Raw genomic sequence first — 19,894 nt, forward strand, 5'->3', positions numbered from 1 at the left:
CCGGATAGGGCGTGAATGAACTTCGACGAAACGACATCCCCGGGCTTGGAACTCCGTGCAGTCTTTGGCTATGCCTCTGACCGCGGACTGCGCCGGGACCAGAACGAGGATTCGCTGATCGCCGCGGACCCGATCTTCGCCGTCGCCGACGGCATGGGAGGCCACGAAGCAGGCGAAGTGGCGAGCAGCATTTGCGTCCGCACCCTGGGCGAGGCGCCGTTTGTCGGCGAGCATCTGCCCGAGGTCGCCGCCGCCGAAGTCCAGAAGCTGCTCCGCGAAGCCGATGCCAGGATCCGGGAAGCGACAGATGGCCGTGCCGGCACCACGCTGACCGGCGCCGTCCTCGTCCGGGACGCGGGCAAACCCTGCTGGCTGGTTTTCAATGTGGGGGATTCCCGGACCTACCGGCTGACCAACGGGCTGCTGGAGCAGATCACCGTGGATCACAGCGAGGTCCAGGAACTGGTGGACATGGGCCAAATTACGCCGGATGAAGCCCTGGTCCATCCGCGCCGCCACGTGGTTACCCGGGCGCTGGGCACGGGCAGTGATACGGATGCCGACTACTGGCTGATCCCGGTGGAACCCGGCGACCGCCTGCTGGTGTGCTCCGACGGCCTGACTGGCGAGGTGAGCGACGGGCAGCTGCAGCAGATCCTGGCCTCCGTCAGCAATCCGCAGGACGCCTGCGCTTCCATGGTGCAGGCAGCGCTGCGGTCCGGCGGCCGCGACAACATCACCGTCCTGGTGATCGACGTCGAAGGTTCCGTCGAGCGCAGCGTCCCGGCGGCCGTGACCCTTCCCGGCGGAGCGGATCCCCAACCTGCCGCGGGAAACACCGAGTCGTGACCGTGGCACCGGCGGCCCCGGCCGGTAGACGCCGCGTCAGCTTCCGCTAGGACAGGCCGGCATGGCAGCCCATCCCCACGTGGTCAACGCAACGGCCCGGCAGCGGCTGGCGGCCAAGGTCATCGACGCTGCCCCGGTCCTGCTCACCGGAGCGGCGCTGCTTGGCAGCGGGCGCTGGGTCCCGGCTGCGGCCTCCGTTGCCGTCGCCTACTGTGTGTGGCTGTGGTGGTGGGAAGCCGGCAGCGGCAAGACGCCGGGCAACCTGGCCCTGGGCATCCGCACCACCGACGAAGCCGGACATTCACCCGGGCTGCTCGGCATTTTCCTGCGCGGGATGCTGCTGGGCCTGTCGGCAGCCACCGTGGTCGGCCCGCCGGTGCTGCTGGTCTCCAGCGTCTGGGATGCCAATGACCGGCGCCAGGGCTGGCACGACAAGGCGGCACACACCCTGGTGGTGGATGTCAGGGCGGGCCGGAACCCGCTGGCCACGGGCGGGCTGCGGCCGGCCGCGCCCGCCGACGGACCCGGCTGGATCCCGGGCTAGGCCGGCGGCAACCGGCTGGATCCCGGGCCAGGCCGGCGACGGCGGCGCTCACCCGGTGCCGCTCAGGATCCGGCTCTCATCGTCGTTGAAAAACAGCTGCAGCACCTGGACCGGTTTGCCGGGCTGGATCAGCTGGGCGCGCCCGGGCGGCAGCGTGCGGGCCCGAACGCCGTTGATCAGGGTGCCCTCCCCGCGGTCGCCGGAGAGAATCAGGGCCGCGCTGCCGGAATCCCGCAGGGCCGTAAAGAACGGTTCGTACATGCCCCGGCTCGCGCCGCGCACCCGCCGCGACAGAACGGCATGCAACCCGATTTCCGGTGCCAGCGGCAGGAACGGGGTCAGCCGGCTCAGCGGTGAGGAGCCGCCGGCGGTCAGGACGTCGTAGTCGTCAATCACCAGCACGATGCGCGGCAGGCCGGCCAGCTCGGCCGGAGCGGCGGTGGTCCGTTTTTCCAGTTCCCCGGCGACGGCCGCGGCGAGCTGGTCAGCCAGGGCGGCACTGGTGGCGTAGCCGCCCAGGGATTCGGTGGGGACCTCGCCGGTCAGGCTGCGGCGCGGATCGAAGACCGCAAAGACAATGTCCTCCGGCCGATGCTGTGCGATGAGCCGGCGGACGACCGATCGCATGACGTTGGTCTTGCCGGAGCCGTCGTCGCCCATGATCAGCAGGTGCCGTTCCCGGCTGTGCAGGTCCAGGGTTTCCGTGCCCAGGTCGGTCTCCCGGAGCCCCAGCGGAACGGCGGCCGCCGCGTCGGGGGTAAGGGCCGTCTCGGCGGAGACCAGCCCCGGCAGGACCCGGACCTGCATGGCGCGCTCCCTGGTCGACGCGGCAACCGCGGCCACCAGCTCCCGCAGGCCCTGGGTCGCGGAACCGTCATCGGGGTCCGAATCCAGCCGCGGCAGGGCAAAATGGCCCTGCAGCTTGCGGTCCGTCAGGGACCGGCCCGGGCTGTCAGTGCTGACCGCCTCGGCGAGCTTGCGTCCGTGTGCGGATTCGCCCGGATCGGCGAGCCGGAGTTCGATCCGGTTGCCGAAGAAGCTCTGCTGCGAGATCCGGATCTCGTTCGTCCGGGAGCAGGTGACGATGATGTGGATGCCGTAGCCGGCGCCGCGGCTGATCAGTGCGTGGACGGCTTTTTCAATCTCCTCGAATTCATCGCTGAGCTGTCCGTAACCGTCCAGGACCAGCACAATGTCGGCGCTGGGCAGCTCGGGAATGTCCCCCTTCGCGCAGCGGCGGCGCAGGGTCGGCAGCGAATCCACCTGATGCTTCTCGAACACATGCTCGCGGTGGGCCAGCATCGCCAGCAACTCATCCACGGTGCGGCGGACAACTTCCCGGTTGGTGCGCACCGCCACCCCGCCCACATGGGGAAGGCCTTCGAGCGGCACCAGGCTGCTGCCGAGCAGGTCGATCGCATAAATGCCCACCTCGGCCGGGCTGTGGGTCAGCGAGAGCGACGCCACGATGGTGCGCAGAGCGGTGCTCTTGCCGGTCTGGGGCCCGCCCACGATCGCCGCGTTGCCGCCGTTCGCGGCAAGGTCCAGCTCCCAAATGCCTTGCCACTGCTTGGCCGGGTCGTCCAGCAGCCCCACCGGAACACGCAGCGATCCGCCGCTGGCCAGCCGCAGCCCCTTCTCGCCGGAGAGGCCGCCGGCGGCGCGGTCCAACGCGATTCCGCGGGGCAGCGGCGGCAGCCAGATCGGGTCGACGGCACGCGGGAACGTGGCCAGGGTGTCCATCAGCGTGGAAAGGACCGTCGGTCCGGTGGTGCGCTTGGAGGACGACGTCGACGACGGCGCAGCGGCAGCGCCGGCGGTCCCGGTTCCCGCGCCCCCGGTTCCCGCGCCCCCGGTTCCCGGTGCTGCCGCGAGGGAGGCGGCGTAGCGCGGCACCTGCAGGACCTGCGGCTGGTCGTCCGCCTCGGCCGGCCCGCCATCGTGCCGGGCGGCCTCCAGCGGGCCGGACACGTACCCGGCCTTGAACCGGGTGTAGGTGGTGGTGTCCACCTTCAGGTAGCCGAAGCCCGGCACCGGCGGCAGATGGAAGGCATCGGGGGTGTCCAGCACCGTGCGTGATTCGGCCTCGGAGAGGGTGCGCAGGCCGATCCGGTAGGAGAGGTAGGTGTCCAGGCCGCGCAGCTTGCCGCCCTCGATCCGCTGGCTGGAGAGCAGCAGGTGCACCCCGATGGAGCGGCCGATGCGGCCGATGGAGAGGAACAGTTCAATGAAGTCCGGGCGGGCGGTCAGCAGTTCACCGAATTCGTCGATGATCACCACCAGGTGCGGCAGGGGTGCCAGTTCGATGCCCTGGGCCTTCAGCTCCTGCCGGTGCAGCTGGTAGTCGGTGATGTTGGCGAGGTTGCCGGCCGCCTTCAGGACTTCCTGCCGCCGCTGGATTTCGCCGGAGAGGCTGGCATAGACGCGCTCGATCAGGCTGACGTCGTCGGACAGGTTGGTGATGACCCCGGCGACCTGCGGTGCGCCGGCAAAGGGAGCGAAGGTGGCGCCGCCCTTGTAGTCCACCAGCACCATGGCCAGGACCTCGGGGGAGTGGGTGGCCAACAGTCCCACGACCATGCTGCGCAGCATTTCGGATTTGCCGGAGCCGGTGGCGCCCACGCACAGGCCGTGCGGCCCGTGGCCGAACTGCGCCGATTCCTTGAGGTCCAGCAGGGCCGGCCGGCCGCGGTCGTCCGGGCCCAGCGGCACCCGAAGGAAGTCGACTTCGCCGCGGGGTTTCCACAGCCGGCGGATGTCGGCCGCGTCCAGGTCCGCCGAAAGGCCCAGCATTTCCAGGAACCCCTGGGCAGTTTCGGCGGTGTCATGCTCGAACGAGTCCGGCGACAGGCGCAGCGGCGCCAGCTCCCGCGCCAGCGCCTCGGCAAGCGGCACCGGGAGGAGGTCCAGGCTTCCGCGTTCGACGGCGGGATTCACCGGATCGTCGCGGTAGTTTTCCAGGATGAAGGTCCCGTCCGGTCCGCCGGAATCCTCGCTGATGCGCACCGCCACCTCGCCAGGTTCCTGCTGCCGGTCGGCGACGAGGAAGACGGTCGTGATGCCCAGCGAGGCGGCGGAGGCCTGCTGGTCCGGCAGCTGCAGTTCCGCCGGAAGCGCGCCGTAGGAGTCGTTGACCACCAGCAGCCGGGGGAGCGCGGTGCCGACGCCGCCGCGCAGGAAGTTCTTGCGGGATTCGGCGGCGAGCGAGGAGCGGTGGTGCAGATCTTCGGCGAGGACTTCGGCCAGGGCATCAACGGTGGGTGCGAGCCGGCGGACCGGCCCCGTGGCGTGGGTGCTCTTCTGATCCGCCAGGTGCGGCAGCCAGGTGGCCCATTCCCAGTCGTTCCGCCGCTCCTCCGGCAGGACCAGGGCCAGGTGGAGGTCTTCGGGGGAGTGGAAGGCCGCGCCTTCAATGAGCAGCAGCCGGGCCACGGCAGCCACGAACCGGCGGGAACCCACCACTGAGACGTTGCCGGCGCAGTCCAGCGGCACCGTCAGCGGCAGCTCCGGGCTGGACTCGTACCGGCGCTTGAGGATTTCCAGTTCCGTGGTCATGAAGGTGTCGGTCTGGGCCAGCGCCGATCCGGTGCTCATGATGGTGACCTCGCGGTTGCGCCGGAAGCCGGTGCCGATCCGCACGTGCAGGAAATCCTCGTTGGAGCGGCGCCGCTCCCAGATCCGCCGGGTGTCCCGGAGGATGTCGAACAGGGCGTTCGGCGGAGGGCTGGCGGCCCGGGCGACGGCCAGCGCGGCCTGTTCATCGGCGCGCAGCTCGGCACGGGAGCGTTCCAGATACTCCAGATAGTTTTCCCGCTGTTCCCGGCGCTGCTTGCCCTGCCGGCCGCGCTGGCTGAGCATCATGATCACCGACGCGATGATCGTGACAACCATCATCAGCGCCCCCACGGCAGCCAGCGGAGACCCGCGGAAGAGCATCATGACCGTCATCGACACCCCGGCGCCCAGCAGCGGAACGAGGGACATCATGTTCATGCCGGTCCTGCCGCCCTCGATGGGCGGCGGGGCATCCAGTGAAAAGGCCTCGATGGTCCGTGCGGGAGCGGTGGTGCGCGCGGGACGGTGCAGGATCCGGGTGCTCATACGTAGGCGTTCCGTTCGGGTGCCAGCTCCGCGGCGGGCGGAACTCCGGTTCCGGACGCGGCAGCGGCCAGAACCCGGGAGGCGATGGACACGGCCTCGAGGCGGGTGCGGCGGGAGAGCAGGGACGGGAGAACTTCAACGCCTGCAGCCAGGTGCCGGTCGCGGCCCAAATGCAGGGCATCGATCCCGGCGCGGCGCAGCCGGCGGGCCTCCCGGGACGCGGTGAAAACCCTGTCGGGTGAGGACTGAACCACCAGCACGAGCAGGGGAACGGCAGCCAGGGCGGGTGTGTGCCGCCAGGCCCGGGAGTACTCGACGGCGTCCTCCAGGCCGGCAACACTGGCCGGCGCCACGAAGACGGCCAGATGGGAGTGCTCCACTGCCCACAGCGCGGCCGGGTCCGTGAGGCCGGGGCCGCAGTCAAAAATGGTGACAGGGCAGTAGCGGGAGATCACCCGGGAAAGCCGGGCGGCCCCGGCGGGACCTGCAGCCGCCGTGGGACTTGCAGCGCCGGCGGGACCCGTGAAAGCGGGCGCACCGACGGAAGGGGTCCACACGGGCGGCGCCTGCGGGCCGGCGGGAGTCCAGACGGCGTCGTCGGATAACCCTTGGCCGGCGGGCATCCACGGACCGGAGGCCCGCCGGCGGCCGGTGACCAGCAGGTTGGCCGGCTCGGCGACGGTCAGGAGGGCTGCGAGTCCGCGCAGTGAATCAGGAGTGCCGGCTTCCAGCCGGGCGGCGGCGGCCTCCAGCGGCGGTGCGTACGGAACGCCGAGCCGCAGCCCGAGTGTTCCGGCCGCCGGAGCGAGGTCGAGGGCGGCAACGACGTCGGCACGCATTGCGGCGTAGATCCGCGCCAGCAGGGCGGCCGCCGTCGTTCTGCCCGCACCGCCGCGGGTTCCCACCACGGCGATCCGGCGCCCCGTGGTGACGGCACGCTGGCTGCCGGCGGCTGCGTCCGCCAACCGCTGCGGATAATCGTCACCGCGGAAAAGATCGGCCGAGCCCGCCAGGATCCGGTGCAGGGCGGATTCGGCAGGCCGGGTCCGCAGCACCCGGCGCAGCCGCTGCGGCGGCGACTCGAAGCCGTCACCGGAGGGGCGGGCGGGATCGCCGAAGCGCTCGGGCTGCGGTTGGGGTTCGAAGATGCCGTTCATCAGAAGCTTCCCAGCAGCTGGCCGAACACACCGAAAAGTCCGGCAGCCAGCGGCACCGAAACCAGGATGGCCCCCGTCTCCGCGCGCTTGGCCAGCAGGCGGAAACGGGCCTGCGTATGGTCGGGAAACGTGGCGGTCAGCGATACGGCGGCGGCGGCCGCGGTGCCCAGAACCCCCAGTCCCACTGCCCACGGCTGATCGGGGACAAAACGCAGCGCGGCCAGCGCCCCCGCGCAGAGGCCGACGGCGACGGCCAGGTAAAGCGCTGTCCGCTGCGGCGCGAGCGGAAAGGACCGGGTGCGCAGGAACACGGCCAGCGTCAGTGCCAGCAGCAGGGGAAGCGTCCAGTGCTGGCGGTTGGGATCAGTGCCGAGCAGCCACAGCCCAGGCGCAATGGACAGCGCCGTGATGGCTGTTCCCAGGGTCAGGCTCCGGTGGGCAGCGGCCACGGCAGCCACGGCGTCGGTGCGGGTGATCGAGCCGCCCTTGGCCCGCTGATCATCCAGCGTGGCAAGACCGGACGAGCCGAGGGCGAGCTTGGGCAGCAGGCCCAGCAGCAGGATGCTCGCCAGCGTCGCCAGGGCAGCGGTGCCCACGGCGTCGCCCGTGACGGCGCCGGCGGCAGTCCACAGTCCGGCGGCCAGGGCGAGCGTTGCGGCTCCGCTGAACCAGGCCCGCCGCTGGGCAGCCCCGGTTCCGACGGCGGCCAGCGCCAGAACCGACAGCCCGGCCAGGACCAGCGCCGCGGTCGGCAGCCGCTCCGGTACGCCGTCGTACAGGTGGAAAACTCCGCCCAGCCCGCTGAGCCAGCCCGCGCCGAGCAGCGCCGGTCCGAGTGCCGTGCGGCGGGGCGGACGCCCGGCGGCGGCTCCGGCGGCCAGCCCGAGCAGGGACAGGGCAAGGAGCATCCACCAGGCCGCATCCGGTGCCAGCGAGGTCAGCAGGATTTCGGACCCGGCCCAAAGGCCTGCCGCGGCAAAGAGGCCCGCGGTGAGATCCTTGCAGCGGCGGTTCCACCGGCCGGCCACGGCTCCGCTTTCGCTGACCACCAGGTCCGTGACGTCGTACACGACGGCGGAGGGAGGGGCTTCGGAGGCGTTGCACAGCAGCAGGGAGGACCCGTCCAGGACCCGGGCCTGGCTCAGCGACGTTTCGGCATTCAGCTCAGTGCCGTCGGGCGCCACCAGCACCTTCGCCGCAACCGCCTCGGCCGGCGGGTCATCAAGCAGGTTCAGGACCTGCGGGAGGAGCAGACCAACGGGCTGGTCGGAGGGCAGGAGCAGGTCAACGTGCTTCCGTGAGCCGACGAGAGTGACCCGGGTGAAGGCGTGCGCCATGGCTCAGGCACCTGTCCCGTAGTGGGGCGTACTGCTCCCGGCCCCGGACGCATCAGGCCAGCGCGCATCGGGCCCGGGCCAGGAGCCCTGCTGTCTGTCCGCCGGAAGGATCTGCCGTAACTGACCGGTCTGTTGTTCCTGCTTGGCGCGGTTCTCCGCCAGCAGGTTGGTGACGAAGGAGTAGCCCACGCAGACGGCGGCAATCACGGCGGCGGCGGCAACGCTGAGGATGAACCACCGCAGGCTGTCCAGCCAGCGGCGCTCGTTGGGATTGTCTCCGAAGAGCAGCGCCGTGAGCAGCCGGTGCCGGCGCACGGTGACGGACTCGATGAGTTGATTGTCGTAGTCGCTGGCCATTGAGGTCCCCTCGCCCTTGGACACGTTGCGTACATCCTTGCACCGCGGGCATCGTCCGGCAGCGGGTATTTCCGGTCTGGGGATAACTTCGCCAATCCATGTGCCGCGGCGAGCGGAGGCGGGGCGTTGTGCAAAACAGCGGCCGGTGCTAATCCTTGATGCACCAGTCCGCACCGAAGGAGATGCCATGAGTTCCAACCCTGACGCCGAAGAGCGCACTCTGAGCGATTGGAGCCGCCGCCTGACCCAGGCGCTGCAGATCCTCGACTTGGAAGTGGACCACAAGATGCTGGTGGAACTGGCGGAGCAGTCCTCCAAGACGGTGGGACCCAACGCCGGTCTGATCAGCACGTTTGTGGTGGGGTACGCGGCGGGACTGTCCAAGACGAGCGGGCGGAAAGAGGCGGAGGAGGCGGTCCGCGGTGCTGCGGACACGGCTTTTCGGGTTGCCGCCACCGGCCTGGACGGTCCGGACACGCCGGGCTGGAAGGATTCAGGCCAGTAGGGGAAGCCGGACTGCCGGGGCTCGGGAAGCCCCGGCAGTCCCGCAGGGTTAGGCGCGGGTGCGCGACTTGAAGTCCTCGGCCTGGTCCTGGGCCGGGGCGCTGTTGGGTTCCACCCGCACCAGTACCGTTTTGGACACCGGGGTGTTGCTGCCCTCTGCGGTGTGGTCCATCGGCACCAGGACGTTGGCCTCGGGATAGTACGCGGCAACACAGCCCCGCGGCGTTGGATAGGAGACCACGCGGAACTTCCGCAGGATCCGCTCCGCGTTGTCGTGGTGCACGCCGTGAATGTCCACGTACTGGCCGTCCTTGAGGCCCAGTTCCGTGATGTCTTCAGCGTTCATGAACAGCACGTGCCGGCCGCCGCGGATGCCCCGATAGCGGTCGTTGTGCCCGTAAATAGTGGTGTTCCACTGGTCGTGGGAGCGCAGCGACTGCAGGATCAGGGTGCCCTCGGGGCGCTCCACGGCCTCCAGATCGTTGACCGTGAGGATCGCTTTGCCGGTCGGCGTGCGGAAGGTGCGCGAGTCCCGGGGGCCGTTGGGCAGCACAAAGCCGCCGTCCTGCCGGATCCGCTCGTTGTAGTTGTCGCACCCCTCGACGACGCGGCCGATGTGGTCGCGGATGAGGTCGTAGTTTTTCTCGTATTCCGCCCAATCGGCATCGATTTTGTTCCCGACGATGAGTGCGCCGAGCCGCGAGACAATGGCCGGCTCGGAGAGCAGGTTCTCGCCCACCGGCTCCAGATTTCCGCGCGAGGGATGAACCACGCAGACCGTGTCCTCGACCGAGACAAACTGCGGTCCGCTCTCCTGGACGTCGATCTCCGTGCGGCCCTTGGTGGGCAGGATCAGCGCCTCCTGCCCGGTGATGAGATGGGAGCGGTTGAGCTTGATCGAAATCTGTACCGTCATCTCGGTCTTCTGCATCGCCGCCTCGGCGAACTGGGTGTCGGAGATCGCCGAGATGAGGTTTCCGCCGAGTGCCACGAAGACCTTGATGCGCCCGTCCTGCATGCCGTAGAAGGTTTCGACGGCGTCGGTGCCGTGATCGCGGGGCGGATCGAAACTGAATTCCTTGCCGAGGGCATCGAGGAAGGCCGGGGGCATTTGTTCCCAGATGCCCATGGTCCGGTCGCCCTGGACGTTGCTGTGCCCGCGGATGGGCGCCGCGCCGGCACCCGGCTTGCCGATGTTTCCGCGCAGCAGCAGCAGGTTGATCATTTCCTTGATCGTGGGAACTGCCTTCTTCTGCTGGGTGATGCCCATGGCCCAGCAGATGATGACCTTGTCGGCCTGCAGGTACCGGTCGGCGAGCTCGTTGATTTCCTCAATGGGCAGGCCGGTGGCCTCCACCACCGTCTGGTCATCGAGGTGGACCAGGTGCTCTCTGAGGTCGTCCAGGCCCTCGCAGTGCTTCTCCAAGAAGTCATGGTCCAGGACGGTGCCGGGGTTCCGGTCCTCGGCCTCCAGGACGCGCTTGGAAATGGCCTGCAGCAGGGCCATGTCGCCCCCGAGGCGGATCTGCAGGAACTGGTCGGCGAGCTCGGTTCCCTTGCCGGCGACGCCGCGGACCTTTTGCGGGTTTTTATACCGCCGCATGCCGGCTTCGGGGAGCGGATTGACGGCGACGATGCTGCCGCCGTTGCGCTTGCAGCCCTCAAGGGCGGTCAGCATCCGTGGATGGTTTGTCCCCGGGTTCTGGCCCATCAGGATGATGAGGTCCGCTTTGCCGAAGTCGTCATAGGTGACTGTGGCCTTCCCAATGCCGATGGTCTGGCCCATGGCCCAGCCCGAGGACTCATGGCACATGTTGGAGCAGTCCGGCAGGTTGTTGGTGCCGAAGCCGCGCACCATGAGCTGGTAGAGGAAGGCAGCCTCGTTGGAGGTGCGGCCGCTGGTGTAGAACGCGGCCTCATGCGGAGAGTCCAGGCTGTTGAGCTTGTCCGCGACGATGCGGAAGGCCTCGTCCCAGCTGACCGGATGGTAGTGGTCTGCTCCGGCCGGTTTGTAGACCGGTTCGGTCAGTCGGCCCTGCATGCCCAGCCAGTATTCGGTGCGGTCGCGAAGTTCGCTGACACTGTGCTCGGCCCAGAACTCCGAGGAGATGACCACGGGCGCGGCCTCCCAGGTGACCGCCTTGACGCCTTCTTCGCAGTACTCGAATTTGCTGCGGTGGTTCGGATCCGGCCAGGCGCAGCTGGGACAGTCAAAGCCGTCCTTCTGGTTCATCTTAAAGGTGGCTTCCAGCGTCCGTTTGACGCCCATGTGCTGAATCGCCGGCTTCAGGGAGTTGTAGACGCCGGGCAAACCCGCAGCCCACTCCTTGGGCGGCTTGACCTCTATGTCCTTTTCATCCACGTTTTCAACGCGGGGTTCCTTCCGTACCACTGCGCACTTCCCTTCGCTCCGCCGTCGGCCGCCCGGGCGCCCGGAGCGTCCCGGACCGGCTGCCACACCCGTAGGAACAGGCCTAGCAGGTGACGCACCTCATAGCAAGGTTCACGCCGCGCGCCGTGAAAGGCGCTGCCGGTCCGGCAGGCCGGCACCGGCCGGCCCTCCTCCGGGCCCGTCCGGACGGGGCCGCACTGCAGTTATCCACAAGTGTCGTGCCCCGCATGGCGTTTCCCGGACCGGCCGCGTTGGATGGGGCCATCGGCAGCCGGGCGGGCCTCCGCAGGGAGCCCCGCAGGGAAGCACCCTACGGCGCCGAAGACCAAGCCGGACGAGGGCGCGCACGCGCTGAAGGTGGGCAGTGATGAAATTTGATATGGGTTCACAGACGCTGGGAACGCTGACGCAGCAAACGGGGTCCTCCAATCAGGACCTGGGCCAGTTGGTGCGTGCACTGGTGGAAGCCGTGGCTCCGCTCGAGGGCAAGTTCAACGGTTCCGGCCGGGTGAAGTTCGACGAGTTCAAGGCCCGCACCGACGAGGTGGCCAATGAACTGAACGGATCCCTGGCGGCCATCCTGATGGGACAGGCCGAAATGGACCGCTCCTTCCACATGGGTGACCAGGAAAGTGCCGACAATGCCCAGCAGCAGCAGGGAGCCGCAAGTTTTGATGCTGCCCGCTTCGGTTCCTCGCGCTGATCGTCGCCGGATTCCCTGCATTTCTTCCGCTTTTTGTTGCTCTCCGTTACTTCTGATTTCTGACCAACTTTGAAAGGTTCAACCATGTCCCAGGACCGTTTGAGCTACGACACCGACATTTCTTCAGCAGTGCAGGGCGATATCCAGTCCATTGTGGGTCGTCTTGAGTCGCTGATCGGCGAGCGGGAAAAGTCGGTGAATGCCGCCATGTCCGATTTTCAGGCCGACGGGGTGTCGGAGGATTACCAGGCCGTGGAAAACCGCTTCCGCAACGCCGCCAATGAGACCCGGAACATCATCGCGCTGGTGAAGCAAACCTTGAACCTGAACGACCAGACGGCGTCCAGCGCCGGCGCCCGGGCCAGGGGCGCGGTGCAGAACATCGGCTGACTCCGGAGACGCCGAGTTGGCGAGTCACCGGGAGCACTGTTTCCCAGCCCTCTGAAAGGGGGACCAGGGAGTCTGGACTAGTCTCGACATATTCAGGGACAACAGTTTCCCGGTGGATTGCGCAAAGAAGATGTCTCGCCGCGGGACTTTGTATTCGCGGCGTTGGGAGGGCGAGCATGACAGTTTTACAAAAGGCGTTGAGTCCCGAGCAGGTCAAGCTGCTTGTGGAGGGCAATCGGGACACTGTTTCCGGGTTCGCTGTGAAGGAAGCGGACGCCCGTGCGGCACTCACGCCTGCGGACCTCTTTGCCGTCCACGGTTTGGGGTTTCCGGGATCGCCATGGGACCCGGCGGCGGAAACCGTGCACCTCCTGCGCTTTAAGGCACCGCTGTCGATCTACATCCACGATGCCATGGCACCCGAGTTCGTGGACCGTCCGCCGTTCACCGGGACGGGCTTCGCGCACTGGTCCAAAGGACTGGTTCCGCTCTATTTCTTGGATGAGTGCGCCCTTACTCCGCGTGCCGAGGTGTGGCGGGTCAAGGCTGGGGCTCCGAAGGAATGCGTGGCGGTGTATTGGGGGGTGGCCGACGGCTGGATGGTCGTGACGGACGATCCGGCCGGCCCGGGGCAGCCCGGCCGGCATATCCCCTCCCACCTTCTGGGCTGGAACGCAGTGTGGCGGGGACAGCGGTTCCGCGCCGACCTTGAGGAAGACAACGCGGTGCTGGCCGCCCCGACCCAGCCCCCGGCCGAGTTCGGCTCGTTCCGACAGTCGCCCAAGGGCTGCTGGAGCTCAACGGTTCCGTTTGCCGAAGTGGAGGACTTCTTCGAACTCCTGGCCACCTGCACCTGGCGCGGTGAACCGTTCCGAATTACCGACGTTGCCCAGGGGCAGGACGGACGAATGGTCCGACTGTTTTACACCGGGCACAATGCCGACCGGGCCGAAGCGCTGGGGCTGTACAAGGGAGATGCCGGGGTGTATTGGACGGTGGTTCCGGAGGAGGAGGTTACGGATCACCAGATGATCGAGAACCGTGTGCCGAGCAGGGTCTAGCCGGTTCGCGGCGTATTCCTGGACGAATCCGCCAGCCTGAGGGCAATGCCGATTAGCCGCTGGCGGGGCGTGAGCGAAGGGTGTGCGCCGCGCGCCAGGACGGCTGACGCGGTGCCGGCGCGGAGCCCGACGGCAGCAGCTCAGCCCTCCGGCTCCCGCAGAAGATACGAATGGGGCAAGATTGGTTAGGTGAGCACAGCCAAGACATCCCCGGAACTATCGGACACTGAAGCCGCCGTCGAGTCACTGAGCACGGAGACCCCGCCGAGCGGGGACCTGCGCGAGGAATACCAGAGCATTGCGGACCAGGTCAGGAAGTACCGCTTCGCGTACTACAACGACGACGCCCCGCTGGTGTCCGATGCGGAGTTCGACGAGCTGTACCGAAGGCTCGAAGAGCTGGAAGCGCTGCATCCGGAACTGGTCACCAACGACTCGCCCACCCAGGAAGTCGGCGGCGAGGTGTCCGCCGCGTTCGCACCGGTGGAGCACCTGCAGCGCATGTACAGCCTGGAGGACGTGTTCTCCCTCGATGAGCTGGACGCCTGGGTCCGCAAGGCCGAGGCATCAGTGGCCAACATCGCCCCGGGCGAGAAAATCAAATGGCTGACCGAGCTGAAGATCGACGGCCTGGCCGTCAACCTGCTCTACCGCAACGGTGAGCTGGTCCGGGCGGCCACCCGCGGTGACGGCACCACCGGCGAGGACATCACGCACAACGTGCTGACCATCAAGTCCATCCCGCAGGTCCTGAAGGGCGAGAACCTGCCCGCGGAGATGGAAATCCGCGGTGAGGTGTTCATTCCGTCCAAGGAATTCGCGCACCTGAACGAGACCATGGTGGAGGCCGGCAAAGCGCCGTTCGCGAATCCCCGAAATGCCGCCGCCGGATCGCTGCGGCAGAAGGACCCCGAGGTCACCGCCCGGCGCCCGCTGAGCATGTACGTGCACGGGATCGGCCTGCGGGAGGGGCTGAGCGCCGCCAGCCAGTCCGAGACCTACGAGCTGCTCAAGCAGTGGGGCCTGCCGACGTCGCCCTATTACAAGGTCCTGGACAGCTACGAGGAGGTCCTGGAGTTCATCGCCGTCAACGGCGAACACCGCCACGACCTCTCGCACGAGATCGACGGCATTGTGGTCAAGGTGGACGACTTCGCGCTGCAGCGCGCCCTCGGCCACACCTCGCGCGTGCCGCGCTGGTCCGTGGCGTACAAGTATCCGCCGGAGGAAGTGAACACGAAACTGCTGGACATCCGCGTAAACGTGGGCCGCACCGGCCGGGTCACCCCGTACGGCATGATGACGCCGGTGCTGGTCTCCGGATCCACCGTGGAAATGGCCACCCTGCACAACCAGGACGTGGTCAAGGCCAAGGGCGTGAAGATCGGCGACACGGTGGTGCTGCGCAAGGCCGGTGACGTGATTCCGGAAATCGTGGGCCCCGTCGTCGCACTCCGGGACGGCAGCGAACGCGACTTCGTGATGCCCACCCACTGCCCGTCCTGCGGCACCGAGCTGAAGCCGGCCAAGGAGGGCGACGTCGACATCCGCTGCCCCAACGCCAAGTCCTGCCCCTCGCAGCTGCGCGAACGCGTGTTCCACCTGGCCGGACGGGGCGCCTTCGACATCGAGGCGCTCGGCTGGGAGGCGGCGATTGCGCTGACGCAGCCCACCGAACCCGAAGTGCCGCCGCTGACCAGCGAGGCCGGGCTGTTCGACCTGACCGTCCAAGACCTCGCCGAGGTCCGGATCGAACGGCCCAAGCGCGTCAAGGGCGTGGTGGACGGCACCGAACTCGTGCCGTACTTCTACTCCAAGGGCACCGCCAAGAAGCCCTCCGAACCCACAGCCACCACGCGCAAGCTCTTCACCGAACTGGAAAAAGCCAAGTCCCAGCCGCTCTGGCGGGTGCTCGTGGCGCTGTCCATCCGGCACGTGGGCCCGACCGCGGCCCGCGCGCTCGCCACCGCCTTCGGCTCCATGGACGCCATCCGTGCCGCCACAGAGGAGCAGATGGCGCACGTCGACGGCGTCGGCCCCACCATCGCCGCGGCCCTGACCGAATGGTTCGCCGAGGACTGGCACCGCGAAATCGTGGACCGCTGGGCCGCTGCCGGGGTCCGGATGGCAGACGAACGCGACGAGTCAGTGCCGCGCACCCTCGAAGGCATGACCATCGTGGTGACCGGCACGCTGCCGAACTTCAGCCGCGACGAGGCCAAGGAAGCCATCATCACCCGCGGAGGCAAGGCCTCGGGCTCGGTCTCGAAGAAAACTGATTACCTGGTGGCGGGGGAGAACGCCGGCACCAAGCTGGACAAGGCGGAATCCCTCGGCGTGCCGGTGCTGGACGAAGACGGCTTCCGTGCCCTGCTGGCGGGCCGGACGCTCGAGGAGGACACGGCATGACACCGCTTCCGGACCCCGCCGCGATACCCGTCGGTGATCCGCTGGAACTGCTCGACGTCGCCCGTGAGGCTGCCGCTGCCGGGGCCGCGGTGCTGGCGCGGCGCAGCTTCGAGGGGCTCAACGCAGTGAACAAGAGCGCCGCCGGCGACTGGGTGACCGCATTCGACACCGCGGCGGAGCAGGCCGTCCGGGAAGTCCTCAGCCGCCGCCGGCCGCAGGACACCGTCACGGGCGAGGAACTCGAGGACACCGTTCCGGTCCACGCGTCCGGCATCCGCTGGTCCATCGATCCGCTCGACGGGACCACCAACTTCATCCGCAACATCGTCTACTACGCCACCTCAGTGGCGGCCGTGAACGACGACGGCGTCTGGCTGGCCGGCGTCGTGCATGCTCCGGCGCTGGTGCGGGTGTACTCGGCTGCCCGCGGGCACGGCGCCTGGCTGGCCGAGCACGGCAATGTCCGCCGGCTCACCGGCCCGGACCCGGAACGGGTCGGCAAGCTGCTGGGCACCGGCTTTTCCTACGATGCCGGGGTCCGCGCGGAGCAGTACGCCGCACTGCCGGAGCTGGCCGCGGGATATGCGGACGTCCGCCGGCTGGGTTCCGCCGCTTTGGACCTGTGCATGGTGGCCGACGGGACGCTGGACGGCTATTCCGAGCGCGGACTGAACGAATACGACTATGCCGCCGGTGCGCTGATCGCCGAGGAAGCGGGGGTTCCGGTGCTCCGGCCCGGAAAGCCCGGCAGCGACGCCGAACGGCTTGCCGCCGTAACGGCGGCCGGGGCTGCCCTCACCGCCTGACGCCGGACACCGGCAGCCCGGCGGTGTTGGCGCCTCAGCCGGCTGCCGGTGTCCGGGCGGCCACGATGATTTCGCGGCTGGTTTCCGGAGCCAGCGGTCCGCCGTGCCAGTCGCCGAACCAGTCCACCTCGGCGAACCCGGCGTCGTTCAGCAGCCGCTCCAGCACGTCAGCCCGGGTGAACTTCAGGGTGCTGCTGCTGGCAAACGTCGCGCCGTCGGCCAGGAAAACGGTGCGGTCCTCGAAGGTGACCAGGACGCCGCCGGGCTGTTCCTTCACAGCAAGCAGCCTCCACGTCACTTCGAGGGGCCCGGCCGAGGACTCCTGCACTGCCGGAACGTCGCCGGAGCTGTCCCATTCCAGCCACGCCTTGGCCGCAGGGTTGCGGGTCTCGAAATAGAAGGTGCCGCCGGGCGCGAGCCGGGAACGGACAGCCTTGAGGGTCTCGAGGATTTCCGATTCCGTGAGCAGGCACTGGAACGCGTGGCCGGTCATGACCGCGGCATCAAACGGGCCCACCGGAAGGTCGACGGCGGTCCCGTCCAGCCACGTCACCAGCTCGGCGCCGTCGCGCGTGCGTGCCACCGCCAGCATTCCCTCCGCCGGGTCCACGCCGGTGACCGCATGGCCGGCCTGCGCCAGCCGCACCGCGAAGCTGCCGGTGCCGCAGCCGACGTCGGCCACCCGCAGCGGCGCGTCGCCAAGCTGGCCGGCATAAAAGTCCGTGTCCCAGGAACCGGCGTTGTCCTCGTCGTACAGCGCGACCAGGCGCGGCTCGTTGTAACCTGCATCGACCATTCGTGTCCCCCTGAGCGGCCGGCGAATTAACTTGAGACGGCCTTGTCCTTGTTTCCGCCAATGCTAGCCCGGCCGGCAATTCCGGGCGTGCCGGCCGGCGATTAAGCCCTGAGTAAAGCGGGCTTCCGGCGCCGGGTGTTTGAGCAGGTGGGAGCGGATAATTTGGAGAACGTGCCCCTCATGGACCGGAGGAACCACCATGACCCGCAAAGTAACCGCCGCTCCCCGGAAGCCCTCGGCTGCCGCCGATACGCGCACCCCGGCCCCTCAGCACGCAACCCCGGCCGACCTGGACACCGCGCACTTCGCCCAACTGCTGGATGAACGCATGGCAGAGGCCCGGGAAAAGATCGACGCCGTGCTGGCGGACATCCGCGAAGTAACCCTCGCGGCCAAGGACACCCCCGCCGACGACGAACACGACCCGGAGGGGTCCACCGTCTCGGTCGAGCGGAACAACGAAATGGCGCTGCTGGCCGCTGCCGAGGCCTCACTGATCGAGCTGCTGGACGCACGGGTCCGCCTGGACAAGGGCACCTACGGGGTGTGCGAAAACTGCGGCAATCCGATCCCGGCGGAGCGGCTGGACATCCGGCCCGAAGCCCGGTTCTGCGTCTCCTGCGCCGCCGCTGCCCGACGGCGGTAGCCCGGCGCCGTGAGCCCGACGGCGGATTGCCACGCGAGCCGTGCCCGGATGCCCCCGATGGGCTCTGCCGTGCCCGGGGTCACCACCGGCGGCCGGCGGCAATTCGCCGCGATAGAATCTACGTTGGAAATCAAGACCCACGTAAGGATTCGTAACACGCATGAGCATCACCGTTCGGCAGGCCACCGAGGCAGACTTTGACGACATCCGCCGGATCACCCGTGATGCGTACCTAAACGCCGGTTTCATTGACGCCGACAATCCCTACGTCAAGGAACTCGAGAACGTTGAGGACCGGGCCAAGAACGCCGTGGTCTGGGTTGCCGAGCTGGACGGAAAGGTTGCTGCCTCCACGGCCATCACCTTCGCCGGCCAGCCGTACACCGACATTGCGATCGAGGGCGAGCTGGAGTTCCGCATGCTCGCCGTGGACCCCCAGCTGCAGCGCGGCGGCGTCGGCCGGGCACTGGTTGCCGCCGTCGTCGACTATGCCCGCAGCCTCGACGGAATCCGCGCCGTCACCCTCACCAGCATGACGCCGATGACCAATGCCCATGCCCTCTACGAATCCATGGGCTTCAAGCGCGTGCCCGAGCGTGACTGGTACGTGCCGAACGAGGACATCATCCTTTGGGTCTTCTCCCTGGAGCTCTAACCCAGCTTTCTGCCTGATCCGGGGGCCCTTCGGCCGTGCACAGGTGTGCGGTCGAAGGGCCCTGTTTTGTCGTTGGGGAGCTGGAGCCAGCGCTCAATGTCGTGTGCGCATTCTTCGGTCGAACGCTTCGTGGTGTTGACCTCGAAGTCGTAGGTCACTCCGCGGTGCACGCCCCGGGCTTGCTGTCGCGCCATTCCTTCCACGCGGTCAGCCCGCTGTGCTTCGCGGGATGCAGCCACATCAGGGTCGCAGCGCACGCCCACCCACGCCATGTTCACGTCGCTGAACGCTGACCGTAAACGCTCCTGGCCGGAACCACCGGAGAGAAGAACCTCATCCAGAATCAGGTGCGCCCCGGCCCCGGCCATGCTGCCTAACCCGGTGTACCAACTGCGCTCAAGGGCCCGGTGCTCAGTGCTAAAGGTGATGGTGCCGTCCTGCTCGTAAGTGATTCCCGCCCGCGGGCTGCGGCCCCGATCGGGAAGTGCGTCGAGGAACGTGTCCACGCCGAAGGTCAACCAGATGCCGGGGAGCAGTTCCTGGAGAGCTCGAGTGATTGAGGACTTCCCGGAGCTCGAGCCCCCGTTCAACACGATCACCTGGGGATTTCGGTCCGAAGCCATTCCGCGAGCGTAACCAAGAATCCGGGAAGCGACCATCTTCCTCAGCCGGTCCCTGACGGGAGGTTTGGCGGACTCATCGGCTTCGTCGTGCATCTCGGCTGTCGGTTGCGGCCGGCCGGGAGGGGTGCCGGCGGCCTGTGCGGCATCCTTCGTGCAGATCAGGTCCTCACAACAACGGAAACGGCTCTTTAGCGTGCGTGATCTGCACGAGAGATTCGGCCGGTCGATCCAGTGTGCAGATATGGCGGCTTCAGGCGACGCCCGCGCCCTCCAGAGTGCAGCTATGGTGGCTTTCGCTCGCTGTATCCCGCCGGAGCTGCGCTCTCGAGGGGCTGAGACCAGGTTAATCCGCCAGATCTGCACGCTCGGTGCAGCTAAACCACCGCGGCTTGCACGCCGGCGCATCTGAACCACCCCGGCACGCCACCCCACCCACCAGCACCGGCACGCCGCCCCAACGCGCCGGCCCCCACGCACCCGCAACCACCCACGGCAGCGTTTCACCCCGGGCGAGACACGGAATACCGCACCAGCAAACGCCGTAGACTGGAACGGATACCTATT

General features: G+C 68.1%; 17 protein-coding genes. 10 read left to right on the top strand and 7 right to left on the bottom strand.

The window, feature by feature from the left end:
• The first annotated feature begins 15 nt into the window (after positions 1–15).
• Both QNO08_RS04950 and QNO08_RS04955 read left to right on the top strand, forming a co-directional pair.
• On the top strand, positions 16–849 hold the full coding sequence (locus tag QNO08_RS04950) for a PP2C family protein-serine/threonine phosphatase (protein WP_229967334.1): 834 nt from the start codon (positions 16–18) through the stop codon (positions 847–849).
• A gap of 61 nt (positions 850–910) precedes the next feature.
• On the top strand, positions 911–1,393 hold the full coding sequence (locus tag QNO08_RS04955) for an RDD family protein (protein ID WP_229967336.1): 483 nt from the start codon (positions 911–913) through the stop codon (positions 1,391–1,393).
• A gap of 48 nt (positions 1,394–1,441) precedes the next feature.
• Here the strand turns inward: QNO08_RS04955 and eccCa are convergent, their stop codons facing one another.
• From eccCa to QNO08_RS04975, 4 genes are read right to left on the bottom strand one after another with little or no spacing between them, the layout of a single operon-like run.
• A complete protein-coding gene (eccCa, locus tag QNO08_RS04960) occupies positions 1,442–5,494 on the bottom strand; it encodes a type VII secretion protein EccCa (protein WP_229967338.1) in 4,053 nt (1,350 codons plus the stop codon).
• Positions 5,491–6,651, bottom strand: coding sequence for a CpaE/TadZ family protein (locus tag QNO08_RS04965; protein WP_229967340.1), 1,161 nt, complete (start codon positions 6,649–6,651; stop codon positions 5,491–5,493). The genes eccCa and QNO08_RS04965 overlap by 4 nt, the downstream gene beginning before the upstream one ends.
• The gene (gene eccD / locus QNO08_RS04970; RefSeq protein ID WP_229967342.1) at positions 6,651–7,988 is read right to left on the bottom strand and encodes a type VII secretion integral membrane protein EccD; all 1,338 of its coding nucleotides are present in this window, start codon (positions 7,986–7,988) and stop codon (positions 6,651–6,653) included. Before eccD ends, QNO08_RS04965 begins: the two co-directional genes overlap by 1 nt.
• 3 nt (positions 7,989–7,991) lie before the next feature.
• The gene (locus QNO08_RS04975; RefSeq protein ID WP_229967344.1) at positions 7,992–8,369 is read right to left on the bottom strand and encodes a hypothetical protein; all 378 of its coding nucleotides are present in this window, start codon (positions 8,367–8,369) and stop codon (positions 7,992–7,994) included.
• 163 nt (positions 8,370–8,532) lie between these two features.
• On the opposite strand from QNO08_RS04975, the gene QNO08_RS04980 reads away from it, so the two are divergent.
• Positions 8,533–8,850, top strand: coding sequence for a DUF6457 domain-containing protein (locus QNO08_RS04980; RefSeq protein ID WP_229967345.1), 318 nt, complete (start codon positions 8,533–8,535; stop codon positions 8,848–8,850).
• 48 nt (positions 8,851–8,898) lie between these two features.
• Here QNO08_RS04980 and QNO08_RS04985 read toward each other — a convergent pair whose 3' ends face one another.
• Positions 8,899–11,241 (bottom strand): FdhF/YdeP family oxidoreductase, encoded by a 2,343-nt coding sequence (locus tag QNO08_RS04985; protein WP_229967347.1) that lies wholly within the window; start codon positions 11,239–11,241, stop codon positions 8,899–8,901.
• Positions 11,242–11,608: 367 nt separating this feature from the next.
• On the opposite strand from QNO08_RS04985, the gene QNO08_RS04990 reads away from it, so the two are divergent.
• The 5 genes from QNO08_RS04990 (at position 11,609) to QNO08_RS05010 (ending at position 16,610) form a co-directional block, all read left to right on the top strand.
• Complete coding sequence (locus tag QNO08_RS04990) at positions 11,609–11,944, top strand: hypothetical protein (protein ID WP_229967570.1); 336 nt, start codon at positions 11,609–11,611, stop codon at positions 11,942–11,944.
• A gap of 84 nt (positions 11,945–12,028) precedes the next feature.
• Positions 12,029–12,334, top strand: coding sequence for a pore-forming ESAT-6 family protein (locus QNO08_RS04995; protein ID WP_229967349.1), 306 nt, complete (start codon positions 12,029–12,031; stop codon positions 12,332–12,334).
• Positions 12,335–12,510: 176 nt separating this feature from the next.
• On the top strand, positions 12,511–13,395 hold the full coding sequence (locus tag QNO08_RS05000; protein WP_229967351.1) for a hypothetical protein: 885 nt from the start codon (positions 12,511–12,513) through the stop codon (positions 13,393–13,395).
• A 246-nt stretch (positions 13,396–13,641) separates the two neighbouring features.
• Positions 13,642–15,804, top strand: a complete 2,163-nt coding sequence (ligA, locus tag QNO08_RS05005) for an NAD-dependent DNA ligase LigA (protein ID WP_442860537.1) — start codon at positions 13,642–13,644, stop codon at positions 15,802–15,804.
• Positions 15,801–16,610 carry an inositol monophosphatase family protein gene (locus QNO08_RS05010; RefSeq protein ID WP_229967353.1) on the top strand — a complete coding sequence of 270 codons (810 nt, stop codon included), beginning with the start codon at positions 15,801–15,803 and terminating at the stop codon, positions 16,608–16,610. The genes ligA and QNO08_RS05010 overlap by 4 nt, the downstream gene beginning before the upstream one ends.
• A gap of 34 nt (positions 16,611–16,644) precedes the next feature.
• Here the strand turns inward: QNO08_RS05010 and QNO08_RS05015 are convergent, their stop codons facing one another.
• Positions 16,645–17,406: a class I SAM-dependent methyltransferase gene (locus QNO08_RS05015; protein WP_229967355.1), complete on the bottom strand. Its 762-nt coding sequence runs from the start codon at positions 17,404–17,406 to the stop codon at positions 16,645–16,647.
• A gap of 199 nt (positions 17,407–17,605) precedes the next feature.
• Between QNO08_RS05015 and QNO08_RS05020 the strand changes: the two genes are divergently transcribed.
• Complete coding sequence (locus tag QNO08_RS05020; protein ID WP_229967357.1) at positions 17,606–18,052, top strand: TraR/DksA family transcriptional regulator; 447 nt, start codon at positions 17,606–17,608, stop codon at positions 18,050–18,052.
• A 160-nt stretch (positions 18,053–18,212) separates the two neighbouring features.
• Positions 18,213–18,707 (top strand): GNAT family N-acetyltransferase, encoded by a 495-nt coding sequence (locus tag QNO08_RS05025; RefSeq protein WP_229967359.1) that lies wholly within the window; start codon positions 18,213–18,215, stop codon positions 18,705–18,707.
• Here the strand turns inward: QNO08_RS05025 and QNO08_RS05030 are convergent.
• Entirely contained in the window at positions 18,704–19,330 is a 627-nt protein-coding gene (locus QNO08_RS05030) for a chloramphenicol phosphotransferase CPT family protein (protein ID WP_229967361.1), read from the bottom strand. The two genes, QNO08_RS05025 and QNO08_RS05030, sit on opposite strands and share 4 nt — an antisense overlap.
• Between the last annotated feature and the right edge of the window lie 564 nt (positions 19,331–19,894).

Source organism: Arthrobacter sp. zg-Y820 (genome assembly GCF_030142155.1).
Classification (GTDB): domain Bacteria; phylum Actinomycetota; class Actinomycetes; order Actinomycetales; family Micrococcaceae; genus Arthrobacter_B.

Coding starts and splice junctions, on each gene's coding strand:
- QNO08_RS04950 (WP_229967334.1), top strand. CDS start 16: ATGAACTTCGACGAAACGACATCCCCGGGCTTGGAACTCCGTGCAGTC.
- QNO08_RS04955 (WP_229967336.1), top strand. CDS start 911: ATGGCAGCCCATCCCCACGTGGTCAACGCAACGGCCCGGCAGCGGCTG.
- eccCa (WP_229967338.1), bottom strand. CDS start 5,494: ATGAGCACCCGGATCCTGCACCGTCCCGCGCGCACCACCGCTCCCGCA.
- QNO08_RS04965 (WP_229967340.1), bottom strand. CDS start 6,651: ATGAACGGCATCTTCGAACCCCAACCGCAGCCCGAGCGCTTCGGCGAT.
- eccD (WP_229967342.1), bottom strand. CDS start 7,988: ATGGCGCACGCCTTCACCCGGGTCACTCTCGTCGGCTCACGGAAGCAC.
- QNO08_RS04980 (WP_229967345.1), top strand. CDS start 8,533: ATGAGTTCCAACCCTGACGCCGAAGAGCGCACTCTGAGCGATTGGAGC.
- QNO08_RS04990 (WP_229967570.1), top strand. CDS start 11,609: ATGAAATTTGATATGGGTTCACAGACGCTGGGAACGCTGACGCAGCAA.
- QNO08_RS04995 (WP_229967349.1), top strand. CDS start 12,029: ATGTCCCAGGACCGTTTGAGCTACGACACCGACATTTCTTCAGCAGTG.
- QNO08_RS05000 (WP_229967351.1), top strand. CDS start 12,511: ATGACAGTTTTACAAAAGGCGTTGAGTCCCGAGCAGGTCAAGCTGCTT.
- QNO08_RS05010 (WP_229967353.1), top strand. CDS start 15,801: ATGACACCGCTTCCGGACCCCGCCGCGATACCCGTCGGTGATCCGCTG.
- QNO08_RS05015 (WP_229967355.1), bottom strand. CDS start 17,406: ATGGTCGATGCAGGTTACAACGAGCCGCGCCTGGTCGCGCTGTACGAC.
- QNO08_RS05020 (WP_229967357.1), top strand. CDS start 17,606: ATGACCCGCAAAGTAACCGCCGCTCCCCGGAAGCCCTCGGCTGCCGCC.
- QNO08_RS05025 (WP_229967359.1), top strand. CDS start 18,213: ATGAGCATCACCGTTCGGCAGGCCACCGAGGCAGACTTTGACGACATC.
- QNO08_RS05030 (WP_229967361.1), bottom strand. CDS start 19,330: ATGGCTTCGGACCGAAATCCCCAGGTGATCGTGTTGAACGGGGGCTCG.